1 protein-coding gene is annotated in these 13,433 nt (G+C 47.5%); it reads left to right on the top strand.

Annotated features, from left to right (window positions below):
- Window positions 1–31: 31 nt before the first annotated feature.
- Window positions 32–13,423 carry an SDR family NAD(P)-dependent oxidoreductase gene (locus tag FKV70_RS07095; protein WP_142612250.1) on the top strand — a complete coding sequence of 4,464 codons (13,392 nt, stop codon included), beginning with the start codon at window positions 32–34 and terminating at the stop codon, window positions 13,421–13,423.
- The last annotated feature ends 10 nt before the right edge of the window (window positions 13,424–13,433 follow it).

Genomic DNA, 13,433 nt, shown 5'->3' with positions numbered 1-13,433 from the left:
TCCTATTTCATACGGCTAGGAGGGCATTTTTATGGATCCAAAAGATATTTTTCGTGCGGTACAAACAGGGGAAATAAATTCTGAAGATGCCGAAAAACAATTGCTCCAATTTATGGGGGGGCTCTCAGATGGATCTTTGGAAGGATCATCGGAAGTCACTTCACAGGAATCATCCTCAGAGGGAGTGTCACTTTCGCTACAGCCATTGGACAGCCTTCACGGACCGGAGAAGGAGTTTAACGGCGAAGTAGAAGAACAGTCTGTTGTTCAAATGCAGGAATTTGAGCATGGCATTGTCCTATTAACAATGAAGGACACAGTGCACAAAAATACATTTTCCGATGAACTGATTATGGACCTGAACCGGGCATTTGAGACGGTACAGGCTAACGAGAATTATAAAGTTGTGATTCTAACGGGATATGACACCTACTTTGCCACAGGAGGTACACAGGAGGGTCTGCTGGCCATTCATGAGGGCAAGGCGAAATATAGCGATACCAATGTTTACAAGATTGCACTGGATTGCAAGCTGCCGGTCATTGCCGCTATGCAGGGACATGGGATTGGCGCAGGCTGGTGTATGGGGATGTTTTGCGATTTTATTGTGATGAGTAGAGAAAGTATCTACACCACTAATTTTATGAAATACGGCTTTACGCCTGGTGCAGGCTCAACCCTCATTTTTCCCGAAAAATTCGGGGTTAGTATGGCGCAGGAAATTCTATTCACTGGTACTAGATATAGCGGTTCAGAACTGGAGTCCAAAGGGACTCCTTTTCCTGTTTTGCCAAGAAATGAAGTGGTGCCGTACGCAATGCAGCTGGCAAGAAAACTGTCCGAGTCGCCAAGAGAGTCATTGATTGAGCTGAAAAATCATATGGCTCAGCCGATAAGAGAAAAGCTGGCGGCTACGATTGAGAAAGAAATAAAAATGCAGGACAAAACGTTTGTGCATCAGCAGGAGGTAAAGGATCGGATTCAAACGGTCTACGGACAGCTGCCGAATAGCAATGATACGCACAAACCGCTCAAGCAGGCTGATATGAAAAAAGCTGTGTCCCGTATGGCGTATGATCAGGAGAAGGATTCGATCGCAATTATTGGCATGGCGGGGCAATTTCCCAAATCCAAAACATTGACTGAGTTCTGGGATAATCTAGCTCAGGGCAGAGATTGTATATCGGAAATTCCTTCAACGCGTTGGTCGATTGATGAATATTATGATACCAATCCCAAGGCTGAGGGGAAAACTTATAGCAAGTGGATGGGTGTGCTCGAGGATCTGGATCGATTTGACCCGTTATTCTTTAATATATCTCCTGCGGAAGCAGAAATGATGGACCCTCAACAGCGTCTATTTCTGGAAAGTAGCTGGAAATGCATTGAAGATGCCGGATTAAATCCAGCTTCGCTGTCGGGAAGTCGTTGCGGTGTTTTTGTAGGATGTGCAGCTAGTGATTATGGAAGGTCCATGAGCGGACAAGGGTTGAATGCGCAGGTTCTTATGGGAGGAGCGCCTTCCATTTTATCGGCCCGGATTTCGTATTTACTGAATTTAAAAGGCCCTTCTCTGGCGATTGATACCGCGTGTTCTTCCTCTCTGGTAGCGATTGCTGAAGCTTGCAACAGCCTTGTTTTAGAAACAAGCGATCTTGCTTTGGCGGGCGGAGTAATGATCATGGCAGGGCCAGGGATGCATGTTATGACCAGCAAAGCAGGAATGCTATCCAAAGACGGACGCTGCTTTACTTTTGATGCCCGTGCAAACGGATTTGTCCCCGGAGAAGGGGTCGGCGTCATTTTATTAAAACGGCTCTCAGATGCTATCAGGGACAAAGACTCCATCTATGGAGTTATCCGCGGATGGGGAATGAATCAGGATGGGAAAACCAACGGCATCACCGCTCCAAGTGTAAATTCACAGATTTCACTTGAAAGAGAGGTTTACCGGCGGTTTAATATTCATCCTGAAACGATTTCTATGGTAGAGGCTCATGGTACAGGCACCAAACTGGGCGATCCTATCGAAGTGGAAGGGCTTACCGAAGCTTTCCGTTCCTATACGAGCAAAAAGGGCTATTGCGCGCTGGGATCGCTGAAAAGCAATATGGGCCATATGCTGACTGCGGCCGGGGTGGCCGGCGTAATAAAAGTGCTCCTCGCCATGAAACATCGGCAATTGCCGCCAACCATCAATTTTGAATCCTTAAATGAACATATCTCTTTGGAGGAAGGCCCGTTTTACATTAACACCGGGCTACAAAAGTGGGAGTCCAAACCGGGAACACCCCGGCGTGCAAGCGTAAGTGCTTTCGGCTTTAGCGGTACTAATGCCCATATGGTTATTGAAGAATATGTGCCCGTAACCTCTGAGGTAAAGCTGGACTCCGTGAATCAAGATAACCCAGTTCTATTTGTACTGTCCGCAAAAAGCGAACAAGCTCTGAAATCCTATGCAGCCGATATGATAGACTTTGTCAAATTGCACGAAAGTGTCAATCTGTCGGATCTGACGTATACCCTCCAAGTAGGTAGGGAAGCCATGAACTGGCGACTCACGTTTTTGACAGATTCAAGAGAAAATCTGATCGATGAACTAGAGCATTTTGTAAATGGAAACTCGTCGGACAAGGTGTTAACCGGACAAGTGGACGATGCTAGAGACAAAATCGAGCTTTTTGATTCGGACAAAGATACCATGCCTCTCGTTCGGACCTGGCTTCAGAATAAAAGGCTTGATAAAGTGGCCAAATTATGGGCCAGTGGCGCAAATATTGAATGGGACGCGCTTTATGGAGCAATTAAGCCCCAGCGAATCAGTCTGCCGACCTACCCCTTCGAAAGGGAACGCTATTGGTTGTCTGAGATTGACATGGGACAGAAAAATATAAACTTGGCGATGACCTCCCAAATTCACCCTTTGCTGCATCAAAATACTTCCGATCTCTTTGGGCAGCGCTACGCCTCCACCTTTACAGGCCGGGAATTTTTCCTGGCGGATCACCGAGTCATGGGCCAACCGACATTACCCGGGGTAGCTTACCTTGAAATGGTGCGGGCGGCTGTAGAAGCAGCGGCGGGGGATGATATGGAGGGTGAGACCTACACCTATATTCGACTAAAAAATGTAGTATGGGCTCAGCCGGTTGTTGTAGCCAACAAACCGATTAGGGTACACACCAGCCTATTTCCTCAGGACGATGGAGCGATTGCGTTTGAAATATACAGCGGGGTAGAAGAAGACGCCGCAGGTATAATACACAGCCAGGGGATAGCTATTTTGGAGAGAACAAATGATCCGCAGTATCTGGACCTCAACGTCTTACGGGCTGGATGTACCCGCAGTTCACTATCTTCAGACCAATGCTATGAAGCTTTCAGAGCCATAGGAATAGACTATGGATCAGGACACCGGGGGATTGAGACTATCTTTCGGGGAGAGGATTATGTGCTTGCAAAGCTGTCTCTTCCATCTGATGTATCTCATACCCAAAGCGAATTTGTGTTACATCCGGCTATGATGGATTCAGCCTTGCAGGCCACAATTGGCTTAGTGATGGATCGGGAAGAGCATGTGCCTGAGGGCAAGCTTTCAGTACCCTTTGCTTTGCAGGAAATGGAAATATTCGAAAAATGCACTTCTGTGATGTGGGCCCGGGTTTCCAGACATGCGAGTGAGGAGACACTAAATGGATGGAGCACGGTACATATCGATCTCTGCGACGAGACCGGGAAAATTTGCGTGCAGCTCAAAGGACTTTCATCTAGAGAGCTGGAAGAACAGGCAGTCTTCGTTGAGAATGTGGGCACACTCATGCTGGAGCCGGTCTGGGTGGAAAAGGCAGTCCACGCAGGAAAAAACGCGTTCGACGATACACGGCATACAGTGGTTTTGTGTGAATTTGGAGGTATCGCCGGGGAGGATATTGAAGCCCGTATGGACGGTACACGCTGCATTGTTTTACAGTCCTCGGGTACTGATTTGGATGCGCGGTTTGAAGACTACACTATTCAGATATTTGAAGAATTGCAAACTATGATGCTGGACATACACAAACCCAAAATTTTGCTGCAAATTGCAATCCCTGCCCGAAATGATCAACAGGTGTATTCCGGGCTTTTTGCCATGCTGCAATCCGCCCAAAAAGAAAATCCAAATATTAAGGGTCAACTGCTAGAGTTTGATGCAAAGACTAACACTGAGGGGATTATTGCAAAATTACAAGAGAATCGAAGCGACCAATATGGTGAACGGATCCGCTATCATGGCGACAAACGACAGGCTTTAAAGTGGCAAGAAATTGAAACCTTGCGTGAAGATGCAGTCCGGCCATGGAAAGATGGTGGGACCTATCTCATTACTGGCGGTCTAGGCGGTCTGGGACTGATTTTTGCCAGAGACATTGTGTGTAATGTGAAAAACTCCACCGTCGTACTGGCAGGACGATCACCTCTGTCGGCGGATAAGCAGACCTTGTTAAGCGAATTGGTAGCGCTGGCGCTGGATGGCCATATAGAGTACAGACAGGTGGACGTGGGTCAAAAAGAATCGGTCATCAGGTTAATTGATGACATTGTCGGGCAATTTGGCGGTCTTAATGGTATTTTGCACACTGCAGGAGTGATCCGGGATAACTTCATTATCAAGAAGACGATCGAAGAAGTTAGAGAAGTGCTGACTCCCAAAGTCTCAGGATTAATCCATTTGGACCAGGCGAGCAGTTCCTTGCCTCTGGATTTCTTTGTTCTGTTTTCTTCCGGCGCCGGGAGTCTTGGCAATGTAGGGCAGGTTGACTACTCTGCTGCCAATGGTTTTATGGATGCCTATGCTTCTTACCGAAATGCTTTGGTGGCAGACCAGCAGCGCCAAGGGCACACGCTGTCGATCAACTGGCCGCTATGGAAGGATGGGGGCATGCATGTCGATGAGGAAACAGAAAAGGCGATGCAAAGTCTGGGCATGGTCGCCATGCAAACGGAGAATGGAATAAAAGCTTTGTATAAAAGCTTGGCTTCGGGTAAAAGTCAGGTCATGGTTATTGAAGGATATTCTCAAACGATTAAGGCGGCCATTCTTGGACAACCTTCGGGAACAGAGACTTTAGACCGTTTTGGTATGGAAGACAGGGGAGCTTCGCTTATCGATGAAGAATGGCTAAGGGAAAAAGCTGAAGACTATCTGAAAACAATACTATCGGCTGTAATCAAGCTGCCGGTTGAAAGTATAAATGTAAATGCACCTATGGACAGGTATGGGATTGATTCCATACTGGTCATGCAGCTCACGAATGAATTGGAGAAAACGTTTGGCTCTCTGCCGAAAACATTATTTTTTGAATACCATAATCTCCGCTCATTAACAGGATATTTTCTTGAATCGCATCGCGGCCGGCTAGAGGACATTTTAAAAGAGGAGAAGAATACATCTTCTCATAAAGTGGCGAACATGCCTGCAAAAGCAGCACTAGAACCTTTGCCTTCGATAGCTGCGGGTCGCAGACGTACATGGCCTCTCTCAATAGAGATGCAGTCCCGTCAGGAAAAGAAAGGCTTGGACATTGCCATTATCGGAGTATCGGGAAGATATCCGGGGGCGGCAGATACCGACGAGTTCTGGAAAAATCTAAGGGATGGGAAGGACTGCATTACTGAGATTCCTAAGGAACGCTGGGACCACAGTCTGTACTTTAATGAAACCAGAGGGAAGCCTGGGAAAACCTACAGCAAGTGGGGAGGGTTCATTGATGGGGTGGACTTGTTTGACCCGCTGTTTTTCAACATTTCGCCAAGAGAAGCGGAAACGATGGACCCTCAGGAGCGCCTATTCCTGGAATGCGTGTATGAAACCATAGAGGATGCGGGCTATACGCGGGAAACGCTTTGTTCAGATCAAGGACTTGGCGGCATGGAAGGCAATGTTGGCGTTTATGTCGGAGTGATGTATCACGAATATCAGCTTTATGGAGCTCAGGAACAAGCTAAAGGGAATATGCTTGGACTTCTCGGAAATGCCTCGGCGATTGCCAACCGCGTATCGTATTATTGCAATTTTCAAGGACCAAGTATCGCTGTGGATACGATGTGCTCTTCGTCACTGACAGCAATTCATATGGCTTGTCACGGACTGCAGCATGGAGAATGTGAACTGGCGGTTGCCGGGGGAGTCAACGTCTCTGTTCACCCTAACAAATATCTATTGCTTGGACAGGGAAGCTTTGCATCAAGCAATGGGCGGTGTGAAAGCTTTGGACAAGGTGACGGCTATGTGCCAGGAGAAGGAGTCGGATCTTTGCTGCTCAAGCCACTGGCCAAAGCTATAGCAGACGGAGACCAGATATATGGCGTTATAAAAGGTACTGCGGTGAATCATGGAGGAAAAACCAATGGATATACCGTACCCAACCCTAACGCACAGGCCAGCGTGATTGGGCAGGCCATTCAGGAGGCGGGAATCCACCCTAGAGCCATTAGCTATATAGAGGCGCATGGGACAGGAACTCCACTGGGTGACCCAATTGAGATTGCAGGCTTACAAAAAGTATTCCGGGATTACACCAGAGACAAGCAGTTCTGTTCAATTGGGTCTGCCAAGTCTAATATCGGACATTGTGAGAGCGCAGCTGGTATTGCCGCGGTGACAAAGGTGCTGTTGCAGTTAAAACATCAACAATTGGTGCCTTCGCTGCATTCAAGCAAGTTAAATCCCAATATCGATTTTAGTGATAGTCCGTTTAAAGTTCAGCAGGAATTAGAGGAATGGAAAAGACCTGTCTTATCTATAGATGGTGAAATCAAGGAGTACCCAAGGATGGCAGGGGTCTCAGCCTTCGGGGCAGGCGGATCTAACGCGCATATGATAATCGAAGAATACATTCCAGCAGAGACTGCTCAGCTGCAAGCTGCTCCTGCGTCTCTTAATCCTGCCATGATCGTGCTATCGGCCAAGAACAAGGACAGGCTGAACGAGCAGGCGCAAAGATTACTATCAGCCATTAGAGAGCTGGACGACCTGCATATAGGTATCGCAGATATCGCCTACACGCTGCAGATCGGACGAGAAGCAATGGAAGAACGGCTGGCGATCATCGCCACATCCATCCAAGAGCTGGATTGGAAATTGGACAGCTTCCTGCTGGAAAAGGTAGGTATAGAGGAATTGTATAGAGGGCAGGTAAAGCGCAACAAAGGAGGTTTGGTCACCCAGGAAATTGATGAGGATATGGCTAAAATGGTGGATGCATGGGTGAGCAAGGGTAAATATGGAAAGCTCGCCGAGCTCTGGGTGACGGGACTGTTGTTAGACTGGAACAGGCTGTATGGGGAAGTAAAGCCTCGCAGAATTAGTTTGCCAACCTATCCTTTCGCCAGAGAAAGCTATTGGGTGCCTGTAAATCAGGTGAAGAACGATGGCACAACAACTGCTCTAGGTCAGTCCTCATTTTTGTCACCTTTATTGCATCACAACACTTCAAACTTCTTGAAGCAGCGGTTCAGCTCAACGTTTACTGGCGAGGAGTTTTTCCTCAAAGATCATATGGTAAAAGGCCAGCGGGTTCTCCCAGGTGTCGCTTATCTTGAGATGATACGGGCGGCTGTGGAACGTTCTACAGGAGATGAGGACAACTGCGCAACAGGAATCCGGTTGAAAAATGTAAACTGGATTCGGCCAATTGTTGTGGGAGATCGGCCATTGTCAGTACACACCGGACTATTCCTGGAAGACGGCGGAAAAATCAGCTTTGAAGTATACAGTAAGCAAGAAGGAGACGATAGCGGACATACCGTGCACAGCCAGGGCAATGCGGTGCTGTTGAATGTGGAACAAACCCCGATGCTTAATCTAGAGGCATTACAGGCAGAATTTGATCCACACGGATATGAGGGGGCGCGCTGCTACGATATCTTCCAAAAAATCGGAATGGATTACGGCCCAGCCTTCAGATGTGTGGAGAAAATGTACACACGTCCGGGCAAGGTACTGGCCAAGCTGGCATTGCCCTCCATGCTCTCCGATTCGGCTGACAGCTATGTTCTTCACCCTAGCTTAATGGATGCAGCCTTGCATGCATCCATTGGATTGATCATGGGCCAAGATGGAGGGATGCCAGGCAGCACAGCACAGGATACGGCTCACATGCCATTCGCTCTTCAAGAGATCGAAATCCATGGGGGATGCACCTCAACCATGTGGTCGTTGATTCAATATAGCGAGGGTAGCCAGAAAGAGAACAAGGTACAGAAGCTTAATATTGACTTGTGTGATGAGGAAGGGAACGTATGTGTCAGAATAACAGGATTATCCACCCGAGCGCTGGACGGAGATTTTCGCTCTGAGCATGCCCAAGGCGCAGTCACAGGAGATCATGCTGCCGACCCGCTTGCAGGATCTGTCATGCTCATCCCCAAATGGGACCCCGTTGCGCTTAGAAAAGAATCAGCTTTCCCATCTTCAACAGACCGAATGGTCATTGTTGGTGGTACGGATAAAGTTAGACAGGCTATCATGGAATATTATCCGAAGGTGCATTTTTTGGAGCTTCAGGCGCAGGATTCCATCGAAACGGTTGCTTCAAAGGTTGAAGAATATGGAGCCGTTGACCATATTTTATGGATTGCACCTACTATGTCTGTCGAATCGGTCACTGCTGAATCCTTGATTGAGGAGCAGGAGGCAGGAGTCTTGCTCTTCTTTAGAATGGTCAAGGCGCTGCTCCTGCTAGGGTATGGAACGAAAAAGCTAGGCTGGACAACTATAACCACTCAGGCTCAGTTGATCGATCAGGAAGATACAGTCCACCCGGCTCACGCAAGTTTACATGGGTTGGTAGGCACGATGGCCAAAGAATATCCAAACTGGAGAATTCGTATCATAGACCTGCAATCTGACTATGACTGGCCGTTATCTGAACTATTTACGCTGCCTTCAGACCGCCAGGGACGGATGTGGGTATTTAGAGGCGGGCAGTGGTATCGCCAGCAGTTAATCCCGTTTAAGCAGACTCCAGACCCAAAAGGAGAGACGCTGTACAAAACCGGAGGCGTCTATGTGGTTATCGGTGGTGCAGGCAACATCGGAGTGGCATGGAGCAAGTATATGGCCTCGACCTATCAGGCCCAGATGGTGTGGATAGGCAGAAGGTCAAAGGGTGCATCCATTCAAGCTAAATTGGACGAATTTAAAGGCCTCGGGCCTGTTCCATGCTATATTACGGCAGATGCAACAGATGAAAGGTCGCTGCAGGGGGCATATGAGGAGATAAAGCAGCGTTACTCCAAGATCAACGGCGTAGTCCATTCTGCTATTGCCTTTTTGGAGAAGGGATTGGAAGACTTGACTGAGGAAGGGCTCCGGTCCGGACTTTCGGCAAAGGTCGATGTCAGTGTACGCATGGCTCAGGTTTTCCAAAACGAACCGCTGGATTTTGTGTTGTTTTTCTCTTCTATTATTGCCTATGTCAAAAATCCGGGGCAAAGCAGCTATGCTGCTGGATGTACATTTAAGGATGCATTTGCACAGCGGCTTTCACAAGAATGGCATTGTCCGGTGAAAGTCATGAACTGGGGATACTGGGGAAACGACGAGAACAATGCTTTCCCAGACAGGCAGCAAGAGGTGGAAAATTACTCAAGACTAGCGCAGATCGGCGTCGGACTTATTGAGCCTCAAGAGGGAATGGAGGCCCTTGAGACGTTGCTTGCTTCACCACTGGATCAAATGGGACTGATGAAAACAACAAAGCATTTGGAGTTGGAAGGGACTAATCCGGCAGAAGTCATTGACCTGTACCCACACAATACGGATTTTAAGGATATACAAGAAAATATTGCTGCAGTAATCAAATCAAAAGCCCGGTTTGCCGAGGAATATGCGGCAGAGGATGCTGGTAGCTTGCAGGAAAGGGAATTGGAACTCCTTCTGGGCAAGCTACTGCAGGAGCAGCTTTTGTCCATGGGGCTGTCAGGGACAGATCGTCAATCTGTCGACGAGTTTAAACAAAAGCATCAACTGCCTGAGTTATATGGCAAATGGCTAGGAGAGAGCGTGAAAATTCTGGCACGGATGAATGATGCCTTTTCAGGTGGAAACGATTCCAGCTCGACTTATAGAGAGGATGTCTGGCAGGAATGGGAAGAGCACAAGCATACATGGCTGAAATATCCGCAGATGCGAGCAAGGGTACATTTGGCTGAGACAACGCTGCAGGCTTTGCCTGAAATTATCACTGGCAAATGTCCTGCGACAGAAATTATGTTCCCTAATTCCTCTATGGAGCTGGTGGAAGGGATTTATAAGAACAGCCTGGTCGCCGACTATTTTAATGAAGTTCTTTCCGATACGGTCGCGGCCTATGTTCAGCAGAGAATGATGACCAACTCCGCTACAGAAATTAGAATTCTCGAAATCGGAGCGGGCACCGGAGGAACCAGTAACACCGTATTCCTCAAATTACGACCATATCGCAAACACATTCAGGAATATTGTTATACCGATATTTCGAAGGCCTTTTTAATGCATGCGGAAAAAGAGTACGGGCCAGAAAATCCGTATCTCAGCTATCGAATATTTAATGTGGAAGAACCTATTGCTGGACAAGGTATTGATGCGGGGAAATATGATATTGTCATTGCTGCCAATGTACTTCATACGGCGAAAGATATTCGCCAGGCATTACGCAATGCGAAAGCGGTTATGAAAAGCAACGGCCTGCTTCTATTAAATGAACTCATGGGCAGTAGCGTGTTTACCCATCTTACCTTCGGATTGCTGGATGGCTGGTGGGCGTATGAGGATTCGGAATTGCGTATTCCCGGCTGCCCTGGACTGTATCCTCACGTGTGGAAAAGCGTTTTGGCCAAAGAAGGCTTTCACACAGCGTTTTTCCCGGCGCAGGAGGCGCATGATTGGGGCCAGCAGATCGTTGCAGCCCATAGTGACGGTTTGGTTCGGCAAAAGCGACAATCAAAACGGAAATCCATATTGATAGAGAATAGGACCATTGAAGTGGAATCAGTGAAACATCTAGCTCAGCCCAAAAAAGAGGCGGTACAGGCAGAATCAGAAAATGTGCTGCGCAACAAAAGCACGGCTTACTTTAAAAATTTACTGGGTGAGACGCTAAAAATGGAACCGGGAAGCATCGACTCGACAGTTGCCCTGGAAGAGTATGGGATCGATTCGATATTAGTTGTGCAAATCACCAATGTTTTGCGTGAGGTCATCGAGGATTTTGCCAGCACCCTGTTTTTTGAGTACAACACCATAGATGATCTGGTTACGTACCTGCTTCAAACGCAAAAAGATTCGTTAAAGAAGCTGGTAGGTATGGAGGAGACCGAGATGAGCGAAGAAACTTCCAGAGTGGAAGAGGTCCCCGTTCCACAGGTAATCGATATTGCCCCAATGAGGTTTGCACGGGAAGGACGCTTCTTTAAGCCGTCTGTCAGCAAAGCTAAAACGCCGACGGAGCATTCTTCTACTATCAGCGAAATTGCGATTGTGGGCTTGTCAGGACGTTATCCAGGAGCTCGTAATGTGGAGGAATATTGGAACAACCTGAAAGAAGGCAAAAACTGCATCACTGAAATTCCGAAAGACCGTTGGGATTGGAAGACCTACTTTGACGAAGAAAAAGGAAAACGAGGTACCATCTATACCAAATCAGGCGGTTTTATCGATGGAATCGATTTATTTGATCCGCTATTTTTCAAAATTTCTCCTGCAGAAGCTGAAACTATGGACCCGCAGGAACGGCTCTTTCTGGAAGCCGCATACGCAAGTATAGAGGATGCCGGATATACCCCTGCCAATCTTTGTGCGAGTCGAAAAGTGGGCGTATTTGCGGGCGTAATGAATGGAAATTACGGTTTGGGGCCTCAATACAATTCCATTTCCAATCGGATATCCTATCATTTGGATTTCCAAGGTCCAAGTATGACCATCGATACGGCTTGTTCTTCCTCATTGACAGCTATCCATCTGGCTTTGGAAAGTCTGTATAGCGGTATCAGTGAGTGCGCTATTGTCGGAGGGGTCAATTTGATCGTAGACCCAATCCACTATATCAAGCTGTCAGCAATGACCATGCTTTCGAAAACTGGCGAATGCAAATCATTCGGAGATCAAGCGGATGGTTTCGTTGATGGGGAGGGCGTCGGCGCCATCGTGTTAAAACCGCTGGAAAAGGCTATTGAAGATGGTGACCATATTTATGGTGTCATCAAAGGGAGCATGCTCAATGCCTCAGGTAAAACCAGCGGTTATACCGTGCCTAGCCCTCAAGCTCAATCCCAGCTGATTGAGGATGCGCTTCGACGTTCTAATGTTGATGCAAGAACCATCAGTTATATTGAAGCCCATGGAACGGGCACGGCTTTGGGAGATCCTATTGAAATTGCCGGATTAACTAGGGCTTTTGAGAAATTCACACAAGACAAGCAATTCTGCGCCATAGGGTCGGTCAAATCCAATATTGGTCACACCGAGAGCGCAGCAGGCATTGCAGGAGTAACTAAAATATTGCTGCAGCTTAAGCATCGCCAGTTAGTGCCGTCCTTACATTCTAGGAAGTTAAATCCTGAAATTCATTTCAACAATACTCCTTTTGTCGTTCAGCAGAGCCTAGAAGAGTGGAAGAGACCGATAATTACAACGGATGGAATCGCTCAGGAGTATCCGAGACGGGCTGGAATATCGTCTTTCGGTGCAGGTGGGGCCAACGCTCATATTGTGATTGAAGAGTACATTCCCGAGGTTCAGGAGCCGTCAGGAATCGAACCTGATTCTCAGGGACCTGCTATGATCGTGCTATCAGCCAAGAGTGAGGAACAGCTTAAGGAAAAAGGGCGCCAACTGCTTGAGGCTCTTCAGGGTCAGCTATCCTCTGCCAGCCTATTGGATATTGCCTATACGCTCCAGGTGGGACGCGAACCGATGGAGGAGCGTATAGCCATGCTGGTGAATTCAATTACAGATCTTGAGGAGAAATTAAAGGAATTCGTGGACGGACGCCACCATATGCTCAACCTGTATAGAGGTCAGGTAAAACGCAACAAAGAAGCGTTATCCATTTTTACGGGGGACGAAGACCTGCAACAACTGATTGAACATTGGGTTTCCAAGAGAAAATATACAAAGCTTCTGGAGCTATGGGCCAAAGGGCTAAATCTGGATTGGGAAAAACTTTATACGGGGAAGGTACCTCGCCGTATCAGCCTGCCAACCTATCCATTTGCTAAAGAGCATTATTGGACATCTGTAAGTAAGGATCAATTAAAAGCCTATGCATTACTGCCGCAAAATGAAAGCAATGTAGATTTTGATGATCAATTGTGCGGCAGACTCTTGGACGAAATGATGAACGACGCCATGTCTGTTGATGAGGCCGCCAATGAAATCTTCAATATATTCATACGTAAATGAGAAGTTTCTA

It is taken from the genome of Paenibacillus ottowii, assembly GCF_006874425.1.
Taxonomy (GTDB): domain Bacteria; phylum Bacillota; class Bacilli; order Paenibacillales; family Paenibacillaceae; genus Paenibacillus; species Paenibacillus ottowii.
This window is presented reverse-complemented; position numbering and strand designations above follow the sequence as displayed.

Excerpts from the sequence above, each read along its gene's own strand:
- FKV70_RS07095 (WP_142612250.1), top strand. The coding sequence starts at position 32 with ATGGATCCAAAAGATATTTTTCGTGCGGTACAAACAGGGGAAATAAAT.